The sequence below is a fragment of the Belnapia sp. genome, from assembly GCF_059504005.1.
On sequence record NZ_JCACHU010000145.1, the window covers coordinates 1 to 23,269 of the forward strand.

17 protein-coding genes and 3 pseudogenes are annotated in these 23,269 nt (G+C 67.0%); 12 read left to right on the forward strand and 8 right to left on the reverse strand.

Annotation, left to right across the window (positions count from 1 at the left end; all coding sequences use genetic code 11):
- Positions 1 to 184: hypothetical protein (locus AC5JJ1_RS20725; protein WP_495787011.1), on the reverse strand; the 184-nt coding region annotated here is incomplete at its 3' end.
- 175 nt (positions 185 to 359) lie between these two features.
- On the opposite strand from AC5JJ1_RS20725, the pseudogene AC5JJ1_RS20730 reads away from it, so the two are divergent.
- Positions 360 to 661, forward strand: a pseudogene (locus AC5JJ1_RS20730) (transposase); the annotation flags it as partial.
- 481 nt (positions 662 to 1,142) lie between these two features.
- Positions 1,143 to 2,369: a group II intron reverse transcriptase/maturase gene (gene ltrA / locus AC5JJ1_RS20735; protein ID WP_495787012.1), complete on the forward strand. Its 1,227-nt coding sequence runs from the start codon at positions 1,143 to 1,145 to the stop codon at positions 2,367 to 2,369.
- Positions 2,370 to 2,526: 157 nt separating this feature from the next.
- On the opposite strand, the gene solA is transcribed toward ltrA, so the two are convergent.
- From solA to AC5JJ1_RS20750, 3 genes are all read right to left on the reverse strand, one after another.
- Positions 2,527 to 3,720, reverse strand: coding sequence for an N-methyl-L-tryptophan oxidase (gene solA, locus AC5JJ1_RS20740; protein ID WP_495787013.1), 1,194 nt, complete (start codon positions 3,718 to 3,720; stop codon positions 2,527 to 2,529).
- 206 nt (positions 3,721 to 3,926) lie between these two features.
- A complete protein-coding gene (locus AC5JJ1_RS20745) occupies positions 3,927 to 4,934 on the reverse strand; it encodes an amino acid ABC transporter substrate-binding protein (protein ID WP_495787014.1) in 1,008 nt (335 codons plus the stop codon).
- Positions 4,935 to 5,154: 220 nt separating this feature from the next.
- Positions 5,155 to 5,976 carry a DMT family transporter gene (locus AC5JJ1_RS20750; protein ID WP_495787015.1) on the reverse strand — a complete coding sequence of 274 codons (822 nt, stop codon included), beginning with the start codon at positions 5,974 to 5,976 and terminating at the stop codon, positions 5,155 to 5,157.
- A 202-nt stretch (positions 5,977 to 6,178) separates the two neighbouring features.
- On the opposite strand from AC5JJ1_RS20750, the gene AC5JJ1_RS20755 reads away from it, so the two are divergent.
- On the forward strand, positions 6,179 to 7,540 hold the full coding sequence (locus tag AC5JJ1_RS20755) for an aminotransferase-like domain-containing protein (protein ID WP_495787016.1): 1,362 nt from the start codon (positions 6,179 to 6,181) through the stop codon (positions 7,538 to 7,540).
- A 244-nt stretch (positions 7,541 to 7,784) separates the two neighbouring features.
- Here the strand turns inward: AC5JJ1_RS20755 and pdxA are convergent, their stop codons facing one another.
- A complete protein-coding gene (gene pdxA, locus AC5JJ1_RS20760) occupies positions 7,785 to 10,145 on the reverse strand; it encodes a 4-hydroxythreonine-4-phosphate dehydrogenase PdxA (RefSeq protein ID WP_495787027.1) in 2,361 nt (786 codons plus the stop codon).
- A complete protein-coding gene (locus tag AC5JJ1_RS20765) occupies positions 10,076 to 10,330 on the reverse strand; it encodes a 2-keto-3-deoxygluconate permease (protein WP_495787017.1) in 255 nt (84 codons plus the stop codon). Before AC5JJ1_RS20765 ends, pdxA begins: the two co-directional genes overlap by 70 nt.
- A 99-nt stretch (positions 10,331 to 10,429) precedes the next feature.
- Between AC5JJ1_RS20765 and AC5JJ1_RS20770 the strand changes: the two genes are divergently transcribed.
- On the forward strand, positions 10,430 to 10,729 hold the full coding sequence (locus AC5JJ1_RS20770; RefSeq protein WP_495787018.1) for a type 2 periplasmic-binding domain-containing protein: 300 nt from the start codon (positions 10,430 to 10,432) through the stop codon (positions 10,727 to 10,729).
- A gap of 32 nt (positions 10,730 to 10,761) precedes the next feature.
- Here the strand turns inward: AC5JJ1_RS20770 and AC5JJ1_RS20775 are convergent, their stop codons facing one another.
- A complete protein-coding gene (locus tag AC5JJ1_RS20775) occupies positions 10,762 to 11,352 on the reverse strand; it encodes a TetR/AcrR family transcriptional regulator (protein ID WP_495787019.1) in 591 nt (196 codons plus the stop codon).
- Between the two features lie 110 nt (positions 11,353 to 11,462).
- On the opposite strand from AC5JJ1_RS20775, the gene AC5JJ1_RS20780 reads away from it, so the two are divergent.
- The 6 genes and pseudogenes from AC5JJ1_RS20780 to AC5JJ1_RS20805 all read left to right on the forward strand — a co-directional run bounded on the left by AC5JJ1_RS20780 (position 11,463) and on the right by AC5JJ1_RS20805 (position 19,320).
- Positions 11,463 to 12,206, forward strand: a complete 744-nt coding sequence (locus tag AC5JJ1_RS20780) for an SDR family NAD(P)-dependent oxidoreductase (protein WP_495787020.1) — start codon at positions 11,463 to 11,465, stop codon at positions 12,204 to 12,206.
- Between the two features lie 11 nt (positions 12,207 to 12,217).
- Positions 12,218 to 12,442: pseudogene (locus tag AC5JJ1_RS20785) on the forward strand (glutathione S-transferase N-terminal domain-containing protein); the annotation flags it as partial.
- Positions 12,443 to 12,548: 106 nt separating this feature from the next.
- Positions 12,549 to 12,860, forward strand: a complete 312-nt coding sequence (locus AC5JJ1_RS20790) for a glutathione binding-like protein (protein WP_495787021.1) — start codon at positions 12,549 to 12,551, stop codon at positions 12,858 to 12,860.
- A 354-nt stretch (positions 12,861 to 13,214) separates the two neighbouring features.
- Positions 13,215 to 15,227, forward strand: a complete 2,013-nt coding sequence (tkt, locus tag AC5JJ1_RS20795) for a transketolase (RefSeq protein WP_495787022.1) — start codon at positions 13,215 to 13,217, stop codon at positions 15,225 to 15,227.
- A gap of 74 nt (positions 15,228 to 15,301) precedes the next feature.
- Entirely contained in the window at positions 15,302 to 16,519 is a 1,218-nt protein-coding gene (gene tal, locus AC5JJ1_RS20800) for a transaldolase (protein ID WP_495787023.1), read from the forward strand.
- A gap of 413 nt (positions 16,520 to 16,932) precedes the next feature.
- On the forward strand, positions 16,933 to 19,320 hold the full coding sequence (locus tag AC5JJ1_RS20805) for a PAS domain S-box protein (protein WP_495787024.1): 2,388 nt from the start codon (positions 16,933 to 16,935) through the stop codon (positions 19,318 to 19,320).
- A gap of 529 nt (positions 19,321 to 19,849) precedes the next feature.
- On the opposite strand, the gene AC5JJ1_RS20810 is transcribed toward AC5JJ1_RS20805, so the two are convergent.
- The gene (locus tag AC5JJ1_RS20810) at positions 19,850 to 20,404 is read right to left on the reverse strand and encodes a YkgB family protein (protein ID WP_495787025.1); all 555 of its coding nucleotides are present in this window, start codon (positions 20,402 to 20,404) and stop codon (positions 19,850 to 19,852) included.
- A gap of 982 nt (positions 20,405 to 21,386) precedes the next feature.
- Between AC5JJ1_RS20810 and AC5JJ1_RS20815 the strand changes: the two genes are divergently transcribed.
- Both AC5JJ1_RS20815 and AC5JJ1_RS20820 read left to right on the forward strand, forming a co-directional pair.
- Positions 21,387 to 21,809 carry a cupin domain-containing protein gene (locus AC5JJ1_RS20815; RefSeq protein WP_495787026.1) on the forward strand — a complete coding sequence of 141 codons (423 nt, stop codon included), beginning with the start codon at positions 21,387 to 21,389 and terminating at the stop codon, positions 21,807 to 21,809.
- A 1,013-nt stretch (positions 21,810 to 22,822) separates the two neighbouring features.
- Positions 22,823 to 23,224: pseudogene (locus AC5JJ1_RS20820) on the forward strand (YhjD/YihY/BrkB family envelope integrity protein); the annotation flags it as partial.
- Between the last annotated feature and the right edge of the window lie 45 nt (positions 23,225 to 23,269).

A 23,269-nucleotide genomic window follows, 5' to 3' on the forward strand; every position in this document is an offset into this window, starting at 1 on the left:
CAGCCTCACCAGCTATCCTTATCTCGAACAAGTCAGGGTTTAAGCGGGTCGGTATCAGATCGCTCGGGTAGCGCAGCTTCTCGCGCCCGTACCGCTCCCGATCCGCTGCCGTCCACATGGCAAGAGCTCCGCTGTTCCCATCAATGTCCTGCCGCAACGCATTCAGAATACAGGAGTTCTTCATGGACGGGCTCTTACCGAACGTTGCTCAGCGGTTTTGGTAGAAGAATTCGACCTGTGAAAGTGCTTTCCGTCACCGCCTTGTTCTCAACCCATGTTTTCGGCTTATAGACAGCGGTGCTGAAATTGCAGCAGGCTGTGCGATTCTTGCTTAGCCCGATATTGGCTGCCACGATCTTAGTAACCCCATCGAGCGGCTCAACCGCAAGATCAAGCGCCGCACCAACGTCGTCGGCATCTTCCCCAAGAAGCCGCCGCCGTCAGGCTGGTCGGCGCGCTCCTCCTCCAGCAGTTCGACGAGTGGGCAACCCAGCGATCGCGCTACATGATGTTGGAGACCAAGATCGCTGTGAGCGGTACTCCTGCCGTCAGCCTGCCAGTCGCAGCCGCCTGGCGCTGCGGCATACCCCGCCAAGGAGCATCGCTTCTACACCACGCCTGGGGAGTACGTCATGCCAAGCTGATGAGTGCCTGTGAGTGAAAGTCTCATCCGGCTAAAGCCGTAGCGGGCAGGCCGGGACCGAGTCTTGCGGGCGTTGCGGTAACGCGGGGTCTGAAGTGTAGACAGGGGCCATGCGGGGTGCGGGATTGAGCCTCGAAATGTGGAAGTTCGCGAAGGCCGAGAGTGTTCCCAGTCTCGCAGGCAGCACGTGCGTCATCGCTTTGCGAGATGACGTCGCTTCGCCGGGGTCGAAGGCCGCCTCACGCAGGGAAAGCACGCATCGGAACATGAGAGGCCCGACCGGGTCCGCCAGATTGGTCTCTGGTGGGGGAGGGCGGCGAGGCGATGCCGGAGCCGCCCTCCGAGCTGAGGTCGGGGGTCGGACTGGTTCATACTACCGATGACGCCGCCGAAGGAAACGAGGCGCGCCGAGGGAAGGGGCCAGCCCGGAAGGAACCCAAGCGAGGGTGGCAATGTCCGGACCCAGAGCCGGGGAGCCTTGCCATCAAACCTCGCACGGGTGAACGCGGCGGCCCGAGGGGCTGTCCAGACCCGGTTCACCGCCCTGCTGCACCACGTCGACGTCGAGGCGCTCGAACGGGCGTTCCGACGTCAGAAGCGGCGGGTCAGTGCAGGTGTCGATGGGATCACGGTGGCGGACTACGAGCAGAACCTGGAGGCTAACCTCCATGACCTCTGCGCGCGGGTCCACACCGGACGCTACCGGCCACAGCCGGTCCGGCGTGTCTATATCCCGAAAGCAGATGGCGGGCGGCGACCGCTCGGCGTGCCAACCCTGGAGGACAAAATCGTCCAGGGTGCGGTGGCTGAGACGTTGAGCGCCATCTACGAAGTCGACTTCCTCGGGTTCTCCTACGGCTTTCGGCCGGGGCGGAACCCGCACCAGGCTCTGTCATGGCTGCATACGGCGATCATGAGCCAGCGCGTGAAATGGGTGCTCGATGCCGACATTCGCAGCTTCTTTGACTCGGTTGACCACGAGTGGCTGCTGCGAATGCTGGCGCACCGGATTGCTGATCCGCGGGTCCTCCGGCTGGTCCGGATGTGGCTCGAGGCCGGCATCCTGGAGAGCAATGAGTGGTCCGAGACGGAAAGAGGAACGCCGCAAGGAGCGGGCATCAGCCCGCTGCTCGCCAATGTCTTCCTGCATTACGCCCTCGATCTTTGGGTCCATCAGTGGCGCAGCCGGCATGCACGCGGTCGGGTATCGATCGTGCGCTACGCCGACGACTTCGTCATGGGCTTCGAGAGCGAGGCGGATGCCAGGTGGATGATGGCGGCGCTCAAGGAACGCCTGGCTAGGTTTGGCCTGGCGCTCCACGAGGACAAGACGCGACTGATCGAGTTCGGCCGCCTACCGGCCAAGGCTCGGCAGCAGCGCGGCGAGCGGCGTCCGGAAACCTTCGCCTTTCTGGGCTTCACCCACTACTGCGGGTGGACCCGGGACGGCCGGTTCATCGTCAAGCACAAGACACAGAGCACACGACTGTCACGCAAACTGACAGCGCTGCGCCAGGACGCGCGACGGCTGATGCACAAGCCGCTGGCCGAACAGCACCGCTGGTACTCCAGCGTGCTACGCGGGCACTACGGCTACTTCGGCCGGCCGCATAACTGGCGCTCTCTGAACGGTTCCTGCGGGACGTCCGGCGTATCTGGTTCAGCTGCCTCAAACGGCGGAGCCAGAAAAACCGGCGAGCAGGCTGGAACTGGTTCGAGACTGTGACCCAGGGCTTGCCTCTACCCCAACCTCGGATCACCCATCCCTGGACACCACGTCCAGCATGACGCGGGTTACTTCCGGGAAGAGCCGGGTGCGGGAAAGCCGCCTGCCCGGATCTGTGAGGGCGGAGCCGAATGGCCGAGCTACTCGACCACGGCCATCATGCAGCCCCTTCAGCATGCAACCTCGCCAAGGGGAACGGCCGTGACTGAAGCAATGAAGGCCTGTCATGGACTAGGTTGGCCAGCGCTTCACCCATGGCCGCGGAGTGCTTGAATCCGTGACCCGAGCAGGCTGAGACCATCATAATCCGCTCCTCGTCATGCAACTGATCGACGACGAAGCCTGCGTCGGCTGTGACGGTGTAGAGGCAGGTTGCCGAGCGTCTGCATTGAGGTCCCACCCCAGTTAAGCGGCCAGCCACATGGGTTTCGTACATCCGATGCTCCTCGTAGCGATCAACCGAGCGTTTGAGGTGATTGGGATCAGCAGCCGTCTCATACAGCTCGGTCGCAAGCTTTACGCCAGCCGATCCCGGCAGAAGCGGGAAGCCGTAGAAATGATCCGACTTGCCGTTTCCATGCGCCCAGATGAACACCGGGAATCGGCCAGGTGCGTAGAGAGCGGCTTCGTCAGCTTCGAACCAGTGAAGCGTCTGCCGGTAGACTTTGAGGTGCGCCGGCAGTTCTCCCCCAAGCAATCGCGGCAGCCAAGCTCCGGCCGTGACGATGGCCCGAGCAGCGCGATACAAACCGCGATCGGTGTAGACCTCCACGCTGTCTCCGACCTGCGCGATGCGGTGAACGGTCTCCATAGTGCGAATTTGTGCCCCGTGCCGCTTGGCAAGCTCCAGCTGCGCGGCGATGCAGCGTTCCGGATGAACGAAACCTCCTCCAGGCTCGAAGTAACCGGTTTCGTTGGACCGAAGCCTGAATTGGGGGAAGCGGACCTGGATTTCGCCGGCATCCAGCACTTCGTGCGTTATGCCGAACTGGCGCGCAACCTCAATCGTCCGGTCGAGGAAATTGCTCTTGCCGTGAAGGTCAGGCATGCCGTCACCTGGTGCAAGGATCAGTGCCCCGCAAGTTTCGAGCAGGGTAGCGCCTGTCTCCTCCTCAATCTCCCGCCATATCTCATGGGAGCGCAGGACGAATGGCGCGAAACGCTTACCTTCACCCACGGCTTGTCGCGTGATGCGGGTCTCACCATGGCTCGAGCCGCGATCATGGGGAGGAACGAAGCGGTCGAGGCCCAGAACCCTCAGGCCGCCCTGCTTTGCGGTCTGGTAAAGGGTCGCGCTCCCCATCGCCCCCAGCCCGACCACGATCACATCCGCACTGGCTTCGGTTTTCATTGGCTGTTCCGAGATTCAAGCCTGTTCGCAGTTGAACCGGCGACATCCAGCTCAACGCCTCCAAAAAATTATACCTGAATGGCGGACCATATGAGGACACCACCTTTCGGTGCCCCCAGACCACAAGCTTATGATGCGTTTCTTTCTTTAGAAACTCAGGCTCTGCGCGGGACCAAGCGAACTGCCCCAGCGGCGACCTCCGCCGTTTACCGAAAGCTCGGCGCCCACATGAGGCCACCATCGCGGGCGAGTGCGTTGGCCCCGCGCTCCAAGCCTAGTGGAGCAAGGTTCCTTTCCCACATCTCGGCATAGTTGCCGACTTGGGCGATGACCGTCGCGGCCCAAGCCTCATCGATGCCGAGAGCTTTCCCGAGATCGCCCTGGACGCCGACGAGCCGCTGGACCATGGACTCCGTAGAGCTCCGCGCCTGGTCGATATTGCGGCTGGAGACGCCGGCCTGCTCTGCGGCGACCAGCGAGAAGCCAGTCCAGCGGACCAGATCGAACCAACGATCGTCACCTTTGCGAACCATGGCGCCTACAGGCTCACTGGAAAGGCGCTCGGGCAGCAGCCGCAAGCCTGCCTGGGGGTTCTGCGCTCGAAAGGCCGCGATGTAGGAGCCGTCATTGGCCCAGGCATCACAGCGCCCGGCCAGAAAGGCCTGCTGGACCTCGTTCACGCCGCCGATCAGCAATGGCTGGAAGCTCAACCGATTAGCTCGGAACCATTCGGTGACGTCGAGTTCGGTGGAGGTTCCGGGGATCAGGCAAACCGTGGCGCCGTCCAGATCCTTGGCCGAGGCAACGCCCGCGCTTTCGCGGACAACGAAGGCCGTGCCGTCATGGAAATTCACGAAGGCCATGAGGAGGCCTAGCGATGCCTCACGCGTCAACGTCCAGCCAGTGTTGCGGACCAGCAGGTCGACCTCGCCCGATTGCAGCGCCGTGAAGCGCGCCTGAGGCGAGAGCGGCACGAAGCGCACCTTCGTTGCATCCCCAAGCGCCGCGGCTGCGACGGCGCGACAGGTATCGGCATCCATGCCGCGCATCACGCCTTGGCTGTCGGGCAGGGAAAAGCCCGGCGACTCGCCTGAGACGCCGCAGGCCAGCACGCCGCGGCTTCGCACCGCCTCAAGCGTCGGAGAAGCTTGTTGCGCGGAGACCGGGAAGGCGAGGGCGATCAGAACCAAGCTGAGGCAGATGCGAAATATCATGGCGGTTGCTCCGGGCGTGGCAGCGCAACGCGAAGCACCCAGCCCGGTTCTTTCTCCATGAGGTCGGCCTGATGGCGAGAATGCGGCCGTCTGAGTTTCTGGAGGCTTGGGAGCAGGGAGATCGGCGGGCCGCCCGGCCGTACAGTAACCGACACCGGGGCACCCGACCAGGCGCCCCATGCACCACGATGGTGCACTTGGACTTCTTGGCAGCCTGCTTTCACCCGGCGAAGCGCTTGGCGCCTGCCACACAGGCAACCACCACCCCGGTCACCACCGCCATAGACCAGGGGACGGCTTCATGCAGCAGCAGGGCAGCCAGCAAGAATCCGAAAAATGGCTGCAGCAATTGAAGCTGCCCCACGCCTGCGATGCCGCTCAGCGCCAGCCCGCGATACCAGAACACGAAGCCCACCAGCATGCTGAACACCGAGACGTAGGCGAGCCCGATCCATGCAGGCAGGCCGATGCCGTCCCAGGAACCCGGCAGCGTCGCTAGAGCAACGGCCGCCATGACCGGCAGAGCGAGCAGGAGCGCCCAGGATATGACCTGCCAGCCGCCGAGGCGGCGCGAAAGGGTGGCGCCCTCGGCGTAACCCAGGCCGCACAGCAGGATTGCTGCCGCCATCAGGAGGTCGCCGACCGATGAGGTGCCGGTGCTCTGCGACAGGGCGAAACCGGCAACCACCAGGCCCCCGACCCCGGCGAAAAGCCAGAAAGCCGGCTTCGGCCTTTCCTCGCCCCGCAACACGCCGAAGAACGCGGTTGCGAGCGGCAGGAGGCCGATGAAGATGATCGAGCGCGCTGCGGTGATGTGCTGGAGCGCCAAGGCCGTCAGCAACGGGAAGCCGATGACCACGCCGAACGCCACGATGCCGAGCGGGCCGATGTCGCCAGCCGCTGGCCTTTCCTGCCGGAAGGCCCGAAGCAGCGCCGCCCCGAGCAGGGCGGCGATCACCGCGCGGGCCGAGGTGAGGAACAGGGGCGTGAAGCCGCCGACGGCCACCCGCGTCGCCGGCAACGACCCGCTGAAGATGATCACCCCAAGGAGGCCGTGCCCCCATCCGCCTGTCAGCCGCCCCATCGTCCATCCCTTTGGCCGAGCCTCACGCTAGCTCGGCCGGAGCTGGCGGCGCCAGGAACGATCCCATACAATTCAGCCGAACTGTATGGCCCGGCGGACCCACACAGATGAAGGCATTCGAGAGGTGAGGGATCAGGCCAGAGGCCGCATAGGCGAGGTCATGGCGGCAATCCGCCGCAAGCTGGCCACGCAGGTGCTGGCGCCTGGCGAGAAGCTGCCCTCGATCCGTGCATTCGCCGCGACAATGCGTGTCTCGCCCTCGACAGTGGTCGAGGCCTATGACCGGCTGGCAGCCGAGGGCGTCATTCAGGCACGACCAGGCTCGGGTTTCTACGTGTCTGGTGTCCTGGCACCGCTCGCGCTCGCCGATGCGGGGCCACGCCGCGACCGGGCAATCGATCCCCTTTGGGTGTCCCGCCAGTCGCTGGACACCGATACCGCCATGCCCAAGCCTGGCTGCGGCTGGCTGCCGGCCGACTGGATGCCGAACACCGCCATACGCCGGGCAATCCGTAGTCTTGCCCGCGCCGACGAAAGGACTCTGACGGAGTATGGCAGCGCGCGTGGCACCTTGGACCTGCGGCGTATCCTTGTCCGCCAGTTCGCCGGCGAGGGGCTTGAGATCGGCGCGGACCAGATCCTCCTCACCGGGTCCAGCACGCAGGCCATCGACCTGATCTGCCGCTTCCTGCTGCGGCCAGGCGACACCGTGCTGGTGGACGACCCATGCTACTTCAACTTCCAGGCCTTGCTGTCTGCTCACGGCCCCAAGGTGGTCAGCGTGCCTTACACGCCGGCTGGACCCGATCCGTCGCTCTTCGGCGCGGCACTCGCGGCCCACCGCCCGCGCCTCTATGTCACCAACTCAGCGCTTCACAATCCGACGGGCGCGACTCCTTCTCCGCAAACGGCGCATCGGCTGCTGAGCTTGGCAGCCGCTTACGACCTCACCATCGTCGAGGACGATATCTTTGCCGACTTCGAGCCCGAGCCCTCGCCGCGTCTTGCAGTCCTGGACGGCCTGTCGCGTGTGATCCGCGTTGGAAGCTTTTCCAGAACCCTGTCCGCTTCGATCCGTTGCGGCTATGTCGCCGCGCGCGCCGATTGGATCGAGGCGCTGGTTGACCTGCAGGTCGCAACGAGCTTCGGCGGCCCCAGTCCTTTCGCGGCTGAGCTTGTCGCCAGCACCCTGCGCGATGGCAGCTACCGCAAGCATCTCGATGCGCTTCGCCGGCGCCTGTCCAGGGCGCGCCGCGAGGCCGCCGCTGGGCTGGCGGCGCTCGGGGTACGGCCTTGGCTCATGCCGCGCGGCGGCTTTTACCTCTGGTGCCGCCTTCCCGACGGCATGGATGCAGCGCAAGTGGCGCGCGTCGGGCTGCGCGAGGCTCTCGTGCTGGCTCCCGGCAACGTCTTCAGCCCGTCGCAGTCGGCCTCCGACTTCATGCGCCTCAACGTGGCGCAGATGACCGAACGACGCGTCTTCGATGTGCTTGCAATGGCAATCTCCCAACGAAATGGTTGAGGCAGCGGCGTAATTGGGAGCCGCTGCTCGGCTGTACCGGGGCGTTTCCCTCGGCGGCGGTTCCGCGGGCGTCCGGAAGAACCAGCATCAACATCACCGGCCGATGATGAAGCGGGTCCCCGCCGGGAGCGCCTCCCGCGCCGCCTCTGTCGCCGACCCCGGCATTCGTCACCGTCCAAGGCCTATGCGAAGGCTAATCCATGCCCTCAATGCGGCGCGAGTTCTCGGCGGGGCAAGCCGGCGTTCAAACAGGGCGGTATCCGGCATGGGTATGGAGGCGCCGTGGCGCGAGGTCCACGGCCTGGCGCAGCGCCTCGACAAGGCTGCCCTCATCGGCGACGCCCGTGCCAGCGATGTCGAACGCCGTGCCGTGGTCGACGGAGGTGCGGATCACCGGCAGGCCGACGGTGATATTCACCCCTGCCTCGAGCCCCATGACCTTCACCGGGCCATGGCCCTGGTCATGGTACATGGCAACCACGAGGTCGAAGTCGCCGCGCGCGGCACGGAAGAAGAGCGTGTCGGCCGGCAGCGGGCCGTCCACCTTCCAGCCCCTGGCGCGGCAGGCCTGCACGGCAGGGATGATCTTCTCCTCCTCCTCGCCATGACCGAAGAGGCCGTTCTCGCCGGCATGCGGATTGATGCCGCAGACGCCGATGCGCGGCTCGGCAATGCCGGACTTCACCAGCGTCGCATGCCCGCGGGCGATGGTCCGCTCGACAAGACCTGGTTCGATCTTCCGGATGGCATCGACCAGGCCGGTATGCGTGGTCACGTGGATGACACGCAGCTTCGGCGCGACCAGCATCATGGAAACCTCGGGCGTGCCGGTGAGCTGCGCCAGCAACTCGGTGTGGCCTGGGTATTTGTGCCCGGCGGCGTGCAGCGCCTCCTTCGACAGCGGCGCGGTGCAGATGGCATCTGCCTCGCCCGCCTCGACCAGGCGCGTCGCACGCTCGATGTAGCGATAGGCGCCCTCGCCGGAGACGGGCGAGAGCCTGCCGAAGGGATGCCCCGGCGGGATCAGGCCGAGGTCGATGCAGTCCACCGTACCGCGCCGATAGCGTGCACCGGAGGGCTCGGCCAGCGCTGCGACCGTGAGGCTGCCGCCTAGGATGTCGCCCGCCTCACGCAGGCGGGCTGCGTCGCCGATCACCAGCGGGCGGCAGATCGCGTAGACATCCTCACGCGCCAAGGCTTTCATGATGATCTCGGGCCCAATGCCCGAGGCATCGCCCATGGTGATGGCGACGATCGGGCGGCTGTCCTGGGCTGCGGTCATGGCGGGTCCTCGTGGGAGAAGGGTGCGCAATCTTTCGAGACTGCGGACGATGGTGTCTGCCGTGCCGAAGGCGCCGGCCTTGGTCATGACGGGGATGGCGTGCATATCCGGTGCACGGCCGATCGTGACGCCGAGCGGCACGCCCGGCTCCAGCTCGTCCAACAACCGGATACCGGTGACACCAAGCCGGCCAAGCAGAGCGCAGGCGGTCTCCCCCCCGGTGGCGAAAAGGCCGGCGGCATGCGGCGCGGCCGGAGCGAGCACGGCGGCAAGCCGCTCGGCCATCAAGCCGCCACGGGAAAGGTCGGGCTCGCCGTCGGCGGCGATGTCCACCAGCACGTCCTCGCCGGCGGCAAGCGCCCCGGCGATGGCAGCGCCGGCCTCGCTCGGCGCCGCGTCCTCCAGCAGCAACGCCGGCGGCAGGCTGAAGGGCCGCACGGCGCCTGCCTCGACCAAGCGCGCCGCAGCGGCTCGGGAGACCTCGGCGACGCTGCCGATCACCACCAGCAGGCCGCCCCGGCCGGCAGGCGCGAGGGGGAGCAAGGGGACCTCCGCCGGCCCCTCGGCGGCCGCAAGCGCTGCGGCGATGCCGCCTGAGCCGGTCCAGAGGATCCGCGCGCCGAAGCGCAGGCCGGCGCGGGCGATGGCGTCCAGGTCCCCGGGCAGCAGGGCGTCGCAGACCAACGCCTGCACCCCCGCATCCAGCGCGGCCGCAATCCCGGCCACGGCTTCGCCGCGCGCTTCCGCGAGCGGCAGCAGGCGGGCGCGCAGCCCCTCCGCCTCCAGCACCGCAACCAGGTCGGCGCTCGGGTAGCTGTGATCGCGCGCCCAAAGCGGCGTCTTCTCCAGCGGCACGCCGTCCAGATATACCCGGCCACCCTCGGTGGTGCGGCCAGTGGCCGGGAAGGCAGGGGCGACGATGGCCATGACGCCGGCGCTGCAATGGTGGAGCGCCTCGATGCAGGCCCGCAATTCCGCTGCAGGCTGGCCGCGCAGGGTGCTGTCGATCTTCTTGATCAGCCGCACCCCGGGCGCGAGCCGTGCCTCGATCAGGCTGCGATGGCGCGCGGCGGCAAGCGCCGGGGGCAGACGCCGGCTGTCAGCGTCGATGGCGAACACCGTCGCCTCCGTCGGCATAGGTGCCTCGCCCCAGCCGACCACGGCGGTGTCGCCGCGGCGAGCGAAGGCGATGGCGCAATCCGCCGCACCGGTCAGGTCATCCGCCAGTATCAGCCAACGCAGGGTCAGGGCGGTTACTCCGGCGGGGCGGTGGTGATCGCGGATGCGCCTTCCGGCCGCGCATCCGTGGCTTTTGCCGTCCAGGCGGTCAACAGCGGGACCAGCAAGGTGATCACGATGACGGCGGCGACCAGGATGGTCGCATGCGCCGCCTTAACGGCATAGGCCGGGTGGGCCGCCGCCACGAGGGCCGGCCCCGCCCGATGCCAGCCAAGGAAGCCGGCCCATGGTCCGCCATTGGAGAGAAGCCTTTGCCTCCGGGCCGGCACTTCCGGTCTGTCCGCGGGAGAAGTTCGTGACCTTGCTGCGGCACGGGCATGCTGCAGCCTGAAGCGTTTCCTCGGGCTCGGTCAGGTGCTTGTCCCGCAATGGGGGACGGTCGCAGCGCCCTGGGCGACGTGCTGATCCGCCAGCGGAGGTTCCGTCGCCTCGCGCCCCAGCTGCCGCATCTTTACGCCGCCATGGCCGTAGTCGCGCGCATCGGCATGGCCGTGACGCCCCCCACGCTGACGCGCGCCTATGCCGACGCAGCCGGCCTGGCCGTGTTGCCGTCGCCGGTTCCGCGTCCGTCATTCACCCCCGGTCTGGTCTGGCCCGACGCTCTCGTGGCCGACCAGGGCGCCACGTGGCTTCGCGGGCTGGTGCGGCAAGCGGCAGGTCACGTGTAGCGCTGCGGGGATGGTCCGCATCCGTGGCGGCGTCAGTCGATGCCGCAGGCTCGCAAGCCCATCCTTGCGACCACGATCAAATCCTCGCGCTCGGCACCGCTCGCGGCCTGCACGGCCATGCCCTGGAACAGGGCTGCGAGATAGCGCGCCAGCTGGCCGGGGTCCGCGCCGGGCGGCAGGTCGCCCTCCCGAGCGGCGCGGGCGAGGCGTTCCCTGATCACCTCCTGGCTCGCCGCCCGTTGGGCAGCCAGTACCTCGCGGGCGGCCGCGCCTTCCGCTCCGCAGCTAAGGGCGCCATGCACGGCCAGGCAGCCGGGCGGACGGCCCGGCATGGTCAGCTCATCGGCCGCGTCGAAGAGGAGGCGACGGATCGCGTCCCCGATCTTCCGCTCGGAGAGCGCCCGCCCGACGAATGAGCCGGGGCCCTCGACATAGCGGTCCACCGCCGCGCGGAAGAGCGCCTGCTTGTCACCGAATGCCGCATAGAGGCTGGGGCGGTTGATCCCCATCGCCGCGGTCAGGTCGGCTATCGAGGTGCCCTCGTATCCGTTGCGCCAGAACAGCTCCAGCGCGCGGTCGAGCGCATCCTCCTGGCTGAAGCTCCGGGGACGTCCGGCGGGCACGGTAGGCACTCCTGATCTGAAAACTGTACTATCCGATATATAATCCGTTGACCTGCCCTCGCCAGCGCCCAATTATGTACCGATCGATACAGATCTGGGGGCGACGAGACATGAATATCGATCTGACGGGCAAGGTGGCGCTGGTGACGGGTGGCTCGCGCGGCATCGGGGCGGCGAGCGCGAGGGCCCTGGCGGCGGCGGGCGCGGAGGTGGTCATCAGCCATTCCAATTCGGCCGAGGCGGCCGATGCGGTGGTTCGGGACTTCCGGATGCTCGGCCGGCGTGCCGAGGCGGTGCGCGCCGACCAGGCGGACCGCGCGGCGGTGGGCGCGCTGGTGCGTGGCGTGGCCGAGCGGTTCGGCCGGCTCGACATACTGGTCAACAACGCGGGCGTGTTCGTGACGGGCATGGTGGGCGACACCACGGACGAGGATCACGACCGCCAGTTCACGGTCAATGTCGACGGCGTGTTCGCGGCCGTGCGCGCGGCGGCCGGCGTGATCGCGGCAGACGGGCGGATCATATCCATCGGCTCCGTCCTGGGTGACCGGTCGCCCTTTCCCGGCGGCAGCGGCTACTCCGCCACCAAGGCGGCCGTGGCCGCACTTTCCCGTGGCTGGGCGCGCGACCTTGCACCGCGTGGCGTGACGGTGAACGTCGTCCAGCCGGGCCCGATCGACACGCAGTTGAACCCGACCGAGGGCGACTTCGCCGCCGTCCTCACCGCCGGCACCGCGCTCGGCCGCTATGGTCGCCCGGAGGAGGTCGCGGCGGCGGTCGTGTTTCTCGCCTCGCCTCAGGCCTCCTACATCACCGGCATGACGCTCAACGTCGATGGCGGCTACAACGCGTGAGGCGAGCCGCCATGATCACCTTCTGGGGCCACGGCTCGCCCAATCCGCACAAGGTGGCGATCGCGCTGGAGGAGCTCGGGCTGCCCTACGAGGCACGCGTCGTCGATACCCCGGCGGGTGAACAGCAGGAGCCGTGGTTCACCGCGATGAGCACCAACGCCAAGGGTCCGGTGATCCACGATGCCGGGACCGGGCGAACGGTCTACGAGTCCAACGCCATCCTTCTCTCCCTGGCCGACAAGGCCGGCCGGCTCATCCCGCCCATTGGCGATCCGGGGCGGGATGAGGCGCTCCAGCTCCTGTTCCTCCAAGCAAGCGCGGTGGGGCCGATGTTCGGCCAGCGTGCATGGGTTCACCCTCTTCGCGCCCGAGAAGCCGCCCTACGCCGTCGAACGCCATGCGCGCGAGGGCAGCCGGCTGGAGGCGATGCTGGACCGGCTGCTCGTTGGGCGCGACCACTTCCTCGCTTCCGGTTACTCGGTCGTCGACATCGCCTTCTTCGGCTGGCTCTGGTGCGCCGTGCATCAGGGCTTTGGGATCGGCGGTGTCCCACACCTCTCCGCTTGGTACGATCGCGTCGCCGCTCGGCAGGCGGTAGGGAAGGGCATTACGGTGCCCCTGCCGTTGCCGGACTTCGCACGCTTCCGGGCATAGCGGCGGCCCGGCCCCGTTCGCTACCGCGTGCTGACGACGCATCCGGGGGCGGCCAGGGTAGCGGCGGTCTCACGCGGCTACTGGCGGGCGGAAGCCTGGCGGCCAGCCGCCGCATGATCGCACGCTTCGCCTGCGCCTTGACGGAGGGGCTGCGGCCTTCCGAGACTCACGAAGAGTTCGGCGCCAACCCGGGATCGGCGGCCAAAAAGGTTTGCGAGGCTTCCGTCGATAAGGTGTGATCGATCCCTATCGGAGTGGCAGGGTGCGGTCGCCGCCTCACCCGCAGGCCGCTCTCACCGCACAAAGGACTTCCCTTTGGCTGACGCCCCTCACGACCCCGCCGCGCCTAAGTCCGTGCCGCCTCCGAAGGATCGCCACCTCCGCGACCTGGCCAACTGCATCCGCTTCCTGTCCATGGATGCGGTGCAGCAGGCCAAGAGCGGACACCCCGGTGCTCCCATGGGCATGGCCGACATCGCGACGGTCCTGTTCCGGGACTTCATGCAGTTCGACGCCGCCGAGCCGCACTGGATCGACCGCGACCGGTTCATCCTGTCCAATGGCCACGGGTCGATGCTGCTCTACAGCCTGCTGTACCTCACCGGCTACAAGGACATGCCGGTCGAGGAGTTGAAGCGCTTCCGCCAGGTGGGCAGCAAGACACCCGGTCATCCCGAGTACCACCATGCGGACGGCATCGAGCTGACCACTGGGCCGCTGGGTCAGGGCATCGCCGAAGCGGTCGGCATGGCGCTGGGCGAGCGCATCATGAACGCGGAGTTCGGCGACGAGCTGGTGAACCACCACACCTATGTCTTCATGGGTGACGGCTGCCTGATGGAGGGCATCAGCCAGGAAGCAATTTCCCTGGCCGGGCACCTGAAGCTGGGCCGGCTGATCGCGTTCTGGGACAACAATTCGATTTCCATCGACGGGGCGACCAGCCTGGCGGTGTCCGACAACGAGGTGGAGCGGTTCCGTGCCTCCGGCTGGCACGTGCTGGAGATCGACGGGCACGACACGGACGCGATCCACGAAGCGATCGTCACTGCCCGGTCCGTCACCGACAAGCCCAGCATGATCGCCTGCCGCACCGTCATCGGCTTCGGCTTCCCGACCAAGGCTGGCACCCAGAAGGCGCATAGCGACGCACCCGGCGAGGAGGAGATCAAGGGCGCACGCGCTATCCTGGGTTGGGATGCCCTGCCCTTCGTCATCCCCGAACCACTGCTGGCCGAATGGCGGGCCATCGGCGCCAGGGGTGCAGCCGCGCGCCAGGCTTGGGCCGACCGGGTGAAGCAGGCGCCTGAACGGCTTCGCCGGGAGTTCGAGCGCCGCAACGAGGGCAGGTTGCCCGAGGACTGGCGCTCCGCCATTGCCGCAGCGAGCAAGGAGTTCATCGCCGACGGCAAGGAGCTGGCGACCCGGCAGGCCAGCGGGGCCGTGCTGAACCACCTGTTCGACGCGATCCCGGAGTTGCTGGGTGGGTCCGCGGACCTGACGCCGTCCAACAACACCAAGGCCAAGAACCAGGTCGAGGTGAAGCCGGGCGAGTACAAAGGGTCCTACATCCATTACGGGGTGCGGGAGCATGGCATGGCAGCGGCGATGAACGGCATCGCGCTGCACGGCGGGCTGATCCCGTATGGCGGCACCTTCCTCTGCTTCTCGGATTATTGCCGCCCTGCCATCCGCTTGGCAGCGATGATGGACATCCGCACGATATTCGTGATGACGCACGACTCGATCGGCCTGGGAGAGGACGGCCCAACGCACCAACCGGTCGAGCATCTGTCGGCCTTGCGGGCCATCCCGCACCTCGCGGTGTTCCGGCCGGGCGACGCCGTGGAAACGGCGGAATGCTGGGAGGTCGTGCTCGACAATCCCCGCCGGGCCGCCTTGCTGGCATTGTCGCGCCAGCCCATGCCGTTGCTGCGCCGCGAACCCGGCACGGAGAACCGGTCCGCTCGCGGCGGCTACGTGCTGCTGGAGGCAGAGGGTGGACCGCGCAGGTTGACCCTGATGTCGACCGGGTCGGAGCTGCATCTGGCGGTCGAGGCCAGAAAGGTTCTGCAGGACGAGGGCGTGCCCACAGCAGTCGTGTCGATGCCCTGCGCTCTCATTTTCAACCAGCAGGATGCAGCCTACCAGCGGATGGTGCTGGGCGACGGCTTGGCGCGGGTGGCGGTGGAAGCGGCGGTACAGATGAGCTGGGACCGCTATCTCGGCCTGCAGGGCCGCTTCGTGGGCATGCACGGATTCGGCGAGTCCGGGAAGATCACCGACGTCTACAGGAAGTTCGACATCACGACCGAGGCGGTTGTGCGCGCCGCCCGGGACAGCCTGCAGGCTGTCCACGGCGCATAGCGGCCGGCCCGCGCAGGACGACGGACGGCCTGCGGATTCCTTATCTGGCCGATCTACTATCACCGGAGGCCGCCATGGCTCATGCTCTGCAACAGCTTGCCGAAACCGGCGTCGCCCTATGGCTCGACGACCTCAGCCGTGACCGGATCCAGTCGGGCGAGCTGGCCCGTATGGTCGAGCACGGCCGGATTGTGGGCATCACCACCAATCCCACGATCTTTGCCAAGGCCATCGGATCCGGTGCTGGCTATGAGGGCCAGATGCACGACCTGGCGCTGCGGGGAACCGCGGTCGGCGAAACCGTCCGGCTCCTCACGGCCTGGGATGTCCGGGCTGCATGCGATGTGCTGCGGCCGACCGCCGACCGCACCGGTGGGCGTGACGGACGGGTGTCGATCGAGGTCGATCCGCGCATCGCCCAGGACGCGGCCCGCACGGCCGCCGAGGCGCGCGGGTTGTGGTGGCTGGTGGACCGGCCCAACCTGTTCATCAAGATCCCGGCGACCCTCGCGGGGCTGCCCGCTATCACCGAGACGCTGGCCGCCGGCATCTCCGTCAACGTGACCTTGATCTTCTCGGTCGAGCGGTACCGGGCCGTACTCGATGCCTTTTTCGCCGGGCTAGAACAGCGACTGGCCTCCGGCGGGTCGCTGGAAGGGCTGGAGAGCGTGGCCTCGTTCTTCGTGAGCCGGATCGATGTCGAGGTCGACCGGCAGCTGGATGAGATGGCGAAGGATGGCAACGCGGAGGCAAGAAGCCTGCGCGGCAAGGCAGCCATCGCCAACGCGCAGCTTGCGTACGAGGTGTATGAAGAGGCCCTGGCCTCGCCGCGCTGGCAAGCCTTGCAGGCCAAGGGCGGACGGATGCAACGCCTGCTCTGGGCCTCGACGGGCGTCAAGGACAAGGCCTATGACGACACCCGTTACGTGGTGGAGCTGGCGGCGCCGGACACGGTGAACACGATGCCGGCCGCCACGCTGGACGCGGTCGCGGACCACGGACAACCCCGGGGCAATGCCATCGCCGGCACCTATGACGCAGCGCGCGCCGTGTTCGCTGACCTCGGGCGCATCGGCATTGACTTCGCAGGCGTGGTGACCGCGTTGGAGGAAACGGGTCTTGCATCATTTGCCAAGAGCTGGGACGAACTGATCGCCTCGGTCACTGCCCAGCTGGAAAAGGCGGGTGCGGAGGTCATGCCGGCCGGTGCGGTGAAGCCGGTCGGCAACGACGGCGGGACGGGCGGATCGGGTCCCGCCGCAGCCGCGCCGCCGCGGACTGCAGCCCAGTAGCTTGCAACTCTGCCTTTTGTCCTGGCTCGGCCTTGGTGTCTCAGATGGCCATTGCCAGCGTTGCAGAGGCGCCCTGACCTGCACGGGGCTTCCGCGCCCGTGACAGGGCGCCCTCGGAGGCCCTGCCAGGGGTCAGGGATGACACGCAATCTTCGGCCGCACTGCGAGCGCATGGTCAGGTCTCCGCAGCCTCCTGCTGCGTTGCGCCGGAGCCGCATCAAAGGTTGACACGGGCGCACGCCACGGTTGTATGAGCTGCGTGCCCGCAAGAAAGACCGAGAGGCCATCCCTGACGCCTGCGACCGCGGCACTCATCGACGGACAGGTCGCGTCAGGGTGCCACCGCAGCGCCGGACCGTGCGTCTGCGCCGCTTTGAGACCTGTCCAGGACGAGGAGCGCAGGCGGCACGAGCATGAGCAGCGGGTTGTCGTGGAAAGGCGCCTCAGTGCGCAGTGAGGCAGAGGCGTCCACTGTCAGCTTCCTGAACGGGGGCGGCGCCATGGGGGCACTCATCCGTGCCCATGACTGGGCTGCAACACCGATCGGGCCGGCCAAAGCTTGGCCGGGGCCGTTGCGTACCACCCTTGCCATGGTACTCGGCGCGACGCCGCCGATGGCGATCTATTGGGGGTCTGACCTCGTCCTGCTCTATAACGATGCTTGGCGCGCGCTCATCGGCGGGGAGCACCCGGCGGCGCTTGGCCGACCGGCGCGCGAGGTCTTCGCGGAAATCTGGACTGCAATCGGCCCGGTGTTCGCGGGCGTCATGGCTGGGGGAGGGGGCGCTGAGATACGCGGCCAGCTTTTGCCGCTGGACGGGAATGGCCGGCTGACGGACGCCTGGTTCGACTACAGCTTCAGCCCGATTCCGTTGGAGGACGGCACGGTCGGCGGTGTCCTCAACCTCGCGGCCGAGGTCACCGCGCAGGTTGAGACGGAACGGATGTGGGGTACAGGGGAGGCGCGACAGGCCTTCCTGCTCGTCCTTGGGGATGCGATGCGCGACCTGTCCGACCCGCGCGAGACGACGGCTGTGGCCGCCGCCCTGCTTGGGCAACACCTCTCCGCCGATCGCGCGGGCTACGCCGAGGTGGATGCCGCGGGGGAGGTCTTCACCGTGCAGCGGGACTGGTGCGTGCCAGGCATGCCCAGCCTCGCTGGTCGGCACCGGCTGAGCGCTCTCGGCGCAGCGGCAGTTGCCGAGCTCCGCGCAGGACGCGTTCTTGCGTTCGAGGACGCGCTCACCTCACCGCTGACTGCCGGCACGGACGTCGCCGCAGCCTATAACGCTGTGCACACCCGTGCTGCGATCACCGTGCCGCTCGTCAAGGAGGGCCGTCTGACCGCCGCGCTCTATGTCCATGGAGGTGAGCCCCGACCCTGGGCCCGCCAGGAGATAGCCCTTGTCCAGGAGGTCGCCGTGCGGACCAGGGCAGCCGTCGAGCGGGCTCGCGCCGAAGCCGCGCTGCGGGAGAGCGAGGAGCACCTCCGCCTCATCGTCGAGAGCGCGCGAGACTACGCCGTCTTCACCACCGACACCGAAGGCTTGATCAAGACCTGGTGGCCGGGCGCGGAGGCGGTTTTCGGCTGGCCTGCGGCGGAGGCCGTCGGCCAGCCTGCTGCCATGACCTTCACGCCGGAGGACGTCGAAGCATGCGTGCCGGAGCAGGAGTTCGATACCGCGCGGACCGAGGGCGCTTCGCCGGACATACGCTGGCACCTGCGGCGGGACGGCTCGCGTGTGTTCATCGAAGGCAACATGTCGGCGCTGCACGGGCCAGATGGCGCCATCCGGGGCTTCCTCAAAATCGGTCAGGACACAACCGCGCGCAGGGCTGCGGAGGACAGCAACGCGCGCCTCGCCGCGATCGTCGCCTCGACGACGGACGCGATCATCAGCTTCGCCTTGGTGGACGGGCGGATCCAAAGCTGGAACCAGGGGGCCGAAGCGCTCTTCGGCTACACCGAGGCAGAGGCGCTTGGTGCGCAGGTGGGGCTGCTGGTGCCGCCCGACCTGCCCGACGGCGGCGACCCGACCGGCGTATTCCGCAAGGTGCTGACGGGTCAGCGGGTCCACGAGTACGAGACCATCCGGCAGGCCAAATCAGGGGAGCGCGTCCCTGTCAGCGTAACAGCGGCGCGGATGTTCGCGCCGGACGGTCGCGTCATCGGCGTGTCGGGGATCTTCCGCGATATGCGGCAGCGCAAGGCGGCCGACGAGCGTCAGACGCTGCTCGCGCGCGAGGTGGACCACCGGGCGAAGAATGCGCTCGCCGTGGTGCTGGCGGCGATGCGGTTGACGCCCAAGGATGACGTGCGTGCCTACGTCGCAGCGGTGGAGGGCCGTGTCGGCGCGCTCGCCCGCGCGCAGACCTTGCTGGCCGAGGAGCGTTGGCGCGGTGCCAACCTGCAGGCTCTCTTGCGTGGCGAGGTGGCGCCGTTCCTCGCTGGTCAGCGTGTGGATCTGGACGGGCCGCCGGTGATGCTGCCGGCCAGGACGGCGCAGCCCCTGGCCATAGCGGTGCACGAATTGGCGACGAACGCCATCAAGCACGGTGCCCTGACGGTGCTTGAGGGACGCGTTTCAGTGTCCTGGCGCCTCGAGGGCAGTGCAGCATCAGGCGTGCTGCGACTGCGCTGGGCCGAGAAGGGAGGACCTTTGATTGCCGGTGCGCCAGCGCGTCGCGGGTTTGGCTCGCGGGTGCTGGAGGGTATGGTGCGCGCTCAGTTGGGCGGCACGCTCTCGCTGTCTTGGCAGGTGCAAGGCTTGGTCTGCGAGATGGAAGTGCCGGTTGCGTAAAGCGGCGCTCAGGTCATGGCTGGTTGAGTTTGGGAGAAAATTGCCTATGGATCGTGGCTGTCTGGACGCGGCCATGAACCTAAGTGGGCCGATGCCGCTGAGTGGGTGCACTTCTGCAGTTGGTGCCTTGAAGCAGGTGCCGGATGCGCTGGGGAGTAAGCGCAAGCTGCTGCCGATGGATCAAGGAAGGAGCCGACCTCGCTAGCGTCCTGCCGTTGCCATGCGACGTGCAGGCCAGGTCGCGTCCGCAACAGCGGGTAGCGCTGGAGACGACGCTCATGGCGGGATTGGAACCGGGCCGCGGGAGCTTTCTGAAGCTTATCTGGGATGAAAGTTTCGGCACGCTTCACATCAAGTCAGGCGGCTACTTCGATCAGGCGGATACCAGAAGTCGGGGGTGGGCACGGCAGCAGCCGGCACGCGGCTGGGATGACGCATTCCCGTGCCAACCGAGCTCACCCACCCGGTCGGGTTTCTCGTCATCCTCGCCGTCATGGTTCATGCTTTCGCAGGCGGTAGCCGCCTGTGATCAAGTGCGTTGTGGAGCCGCTTCTATCGAGGCCAGCAGGAGGCACAGCGACGCGGCGAGCAAGACCAGGTCCTTGAGCAGGAACTGCCCGACATCCGCCGAGATGGCGGGGAAGCCGCCTGCCGCGGCCGCGGCGACACCAGGCGTGCTCGCCAGGAACGTCAGGGTGATGGCATAGGTCGCGGAGGACATCGCGGCGCCCAGGGCCGAAGCGGCCGGGAGAAAGGCGCCTGCGGCCAGCATGGCGGCCGTCGAGAGCTCGACCACCCCGATCAGGCGTGCGGCACCCTGTACGTCGAAGGCCGCAATCAGCCAGCCCATGATCGGGCTGTGGGAGATCAAGGGCGCGATGCCGTTTGCCTCATAGGCCGTGAACTTCATGAGGCCGAACCAGAGGAATATGATGACAAGGGACCAGCGCAGGATGGCAAGCGAGCGGTGCGAGCCCAGGCTGCGCTCGGCAATCCGCAGGACGGGCAACCTGTCCATTCGGAGGATCGAGTACAGGCCTCTCGAAGCCGCCTCGAAGGCGGTCGGCGTAACGATGCGTGACATGGCACTCTCCTTTTTCCAAGGCGGCGTTCTGTCCGCTCAAGAGCGACGCTTGCCGCACGAAGGAGGATGCCGGCGTCCCGATTGCACGGGCAGTCCGTAGGACCGGGAAGCACCTTTCTGGGATTTGGGAAGGTTGCCAGTTAGAAGTCATCCGCGTTGTTTGGGCTGGGTCGGAGCGAAGTGGCACGTTGGGGAGGCTCGAGCCGCTCGGCGTGTGATTCCACGGCAATCGCACCGACCGGTTGCCCCGGACTGGCGACGCTCGGCCATTCGTGCCTGGCCACTCCGCCTCCCTCGCCCACATGTCCCACCCGACCCGACGGGCGTAAGGTAGGCAGGCCGTCCGACCGCAGCGCGCTAGGGCAGAGGGCGCCGCGGCAGTGGACGCTGCCCAGGCCGGCGGTCGAGCATCATGGTCGTCGTTACCATAAGCTGGTCCTGTGGCGCCCGATACTCGCTGGACGCGGCCTGCTCGGCCTCCTCAAGCTGCCTGAGAATGTGCTTGCACTCCACGGCACAGACCGCGCCAGCATGAGGCGGGGCGTTGCAAGTGCCAGCGCCCACGTTTCCAGATGCGCATCGAGCTCCGGGATGCGCCGGCTCACCATAGCGATTGGGGTCCGAAGCTCGCTCGATGCGGCCGTGAGGCTGCCGGCACGGGTGACCGCGAGCAGGGGCGACATCGCATCGATGCGGTCATGCTTTCCAACTCCTGGAAGGCTGCTACCCGGTCCTGGCGGGTTCCGCGTCGCTGGCGGATGCTGCAGGATCGGGCCATCTCAATCGCCATGGACGGATGCACGGCATGAGCGCCTCCCCAACCCCGGCGCGGTTCTGGTCATCGACGCCTCGCTGCTCAACGCAGCCGACTGGGGCCTCTCCTGGGCGGCCCGCCGCGCTTCAGTGCCAGCCTGTTGCAAGGGACGCAGGCCAACCGATGCGGCGTCCGCCTCTGTCCTTTTCAATGACCGGAGCGACCATCATGCAGCGCACATTCATCCTGGGCTCGATCCTCGTGGCGGGGCTCTTTCTTTCCCCGGTCGCGTGGGCGCAGCAAGAACCGAGGCGTGAGACCGTCACCCCCGCTCACAGCCAGCCCATCGCCAACCTTCCCGGCAAGCGCCTGGAATCCAGAGTAGTCGAGTATCCGCCTGGCGCCCGCTCCGTCCCGCACCGCCATGCCGCCTCGGCCTTCATCTATGCCTATGTGCTGGAGGGCGAAGTCCGAAGCCAGGTCGATGACGAACCGGTCCGCATCTACCGACGCGGCGAAGGTTGGTTCGAGAAGCCGGGCGCGCACCACCGGGTGAGCGAGAACGTGAGCGACACGCAACCTGCGCGTCTCCTTGCTGTCTTCATCCTCGACACGGGCGACGATCAGCTTACCATCCCAGACCACCGCTGACGCGGCATGCAACTGAAGGAAAAAATCGTCCCAGGTCCCACCGCATCGACTGCGGCGCCATGACCCTGGACGGCATGAAGCCGCTCGGCGGCGTCCGCGGCTACGCCGCTCAGTCATAGCTGATGATGCGCTTGGTCACTTGGTCTATCTCCATGTCCTTCAAATCAACAACCGAACCGCTGCAGCAACCTTCAATCGCGGGATCTGCTGCAGGCAAGGTTGGCAGTCGAACACCTCGTCCCGGTGCCGCTGTGGCACGAGGCCAAGGCAATCTTCACCCAGCAGGAACGTGCGGCGCTCGCTGGACGGAGGCGGGCAGAGGGTGGCCATAACCTTATACTGGACGGGCTGTACCTGGCGGCAGCCTTCGGGGAGCAGTCGCTTGTTACCTGATAAACCCGATTAGCTGCTGCACTATCTCGTCCGCCGTGCGGAAGTATGCGTGTCCAGGGTCGGCTAGCCGGCCTGTGATTGTTGGTCCGTCTCTTGTTCCAGCCTTCCTGCTTACACCGCGGCGTCGATGCGCCCTTTGAAGCAACAACCGGTCAGTCATGGCAACGCTAATGCGGAATGACCCCAATGCATGCGGAAACTCCATCGTCCTGGTCGACGACGCGCCACTAACCTCATTGTGCTGGTTTCCTTGTCAAACAGGCTATGCGACGTGGCTCCGGAATCAGGCCTGTACTCGGCTCGCCGGCAGTCGTTTCGGGATCGAGGCTGCTGCCTCGGCAAGGGCGCATCTGAAGGTGGAGGACTCCGCCAGGATCTAGACTGACCGCAGCGGCTAAGGAACCCCGCTGGTGACCTTTTCCAACGTAGAAGCGGCAACTCGCTAAGCGCATCGAGGGCGGCCTCGAATTCCTGCGCCGGTACTGCGTTATCGACAGCATGCCAAAGTCACGCGGACAGAATGCCTATCCCGAACTCTTACTCCGAAGCTAATTTTTGCGCGGAGCTGGTGGCTGCTTCTACGGATCTGCGTCTGACGAGTATTCGAGAGGCGTCTATGCGGCGAGGCCGCAGTGGTGGCGTTCTATGCCCTGCTCGCGGTCTTTCCCGCGCTCGCGGCCCTGGTCACGCTCTGTGGCCTGTTCATGGACCCCGAGGCCGCTGCCGGAGGCTCGCAGGACCTAGCGGGGCTGTTGCCCGCAGGCGCGGCCGATGTCGCCCGGGGCGCGCTGGGTCGGATGGAAACCGCGGGCAGAGGCCGCATTAATCTTGCCGTCACCCTCGCCGCCGCAGCCCTTTGGAGCGCCGCGGCTGCCGCCACGCAGCTGTTCGGTGCGTTGAATGTTGCCTATGCCGAGCCAGAGACGCGGGGCTTGGCCCGGCTTGTCATCACCGCGGTGCTGTTCGTGCTCGGCGCCGCAGCCTTCGTCGTGCTGGCGCTCTGTAGTGCGCTCGGTTGTTGAGACAGCTGGCTGCGCTGTTCAGGCGGCCAAGGGTAGATGGTTGGG

Bases quoted from the DNA above. Each gene is read 5' to 3' on its own strand.
- solA (WP_495787013.1), bottom strand. From the start codon at position 3,720: ATGAAAACCGAAGCCAGTGCGGATGTGATCGTGGTCGGGCTGGGGGCG.
- AC5JJ1_RS20745 (WP_495787014.1), bottom strand. From the start codon at position 4,934: ATGATATTTCGCATCTGCCTCAGCTTGGTTCTGATCGCCCTCGCCTTC.
- AC5JJ1_RS20755 (WP_495787016.1), top strand. From the start codon at position 6,179: ATGGCGGCAATCCGCCGCAAGCTGGCCACGCAGGTGCTGGCGCCTGGC.
- AC5JJ1_RS20770 (WP_495787018.1), top strand. From the start codon at position 10,430: ATGGGGGACGGTCGCAGCGCCCTGGGCGACGTGCTGATCCGCCAGCGG.
- AC5JJ1_RS20780 (WP_495787020.1), top strand. From the start codon at position 11,463: ATGAATATCGATCTGACGGGCAAGGTGGCGCTGGTGACGGGTGGCTCG.
- tal (WP_495787023.1), top strand. From the start codon at position 15,302: ATGGCTCATGCTCTGCAACAGCTTGCCGAAACCGGCGTCGCCCTATGG.
- AC5JJ1_RS20805 (WP_495787024.1), top strand. From the start codon at position 16,933: ATGAGCAGCGGGTTGTCGTGGAAAGGCGCCTCAGTGCGCAGTGAGGCA.
- AC5JJ1_RS20810 (WP_495787025.1), bottom strand. From the start codon at position 20,404: ATGTCACGCATCGTTACGCCGACCGCCTTCGAGGCGGCTTCGAGAGGC.
- AC5JJ1_RS20815 (WP_495787026.1), top strand. From the start codon at position 21,387: ATGCAGCGCACATTCATCCTGGGCTCGATCCTCGTGGCGGGGCTCTTT.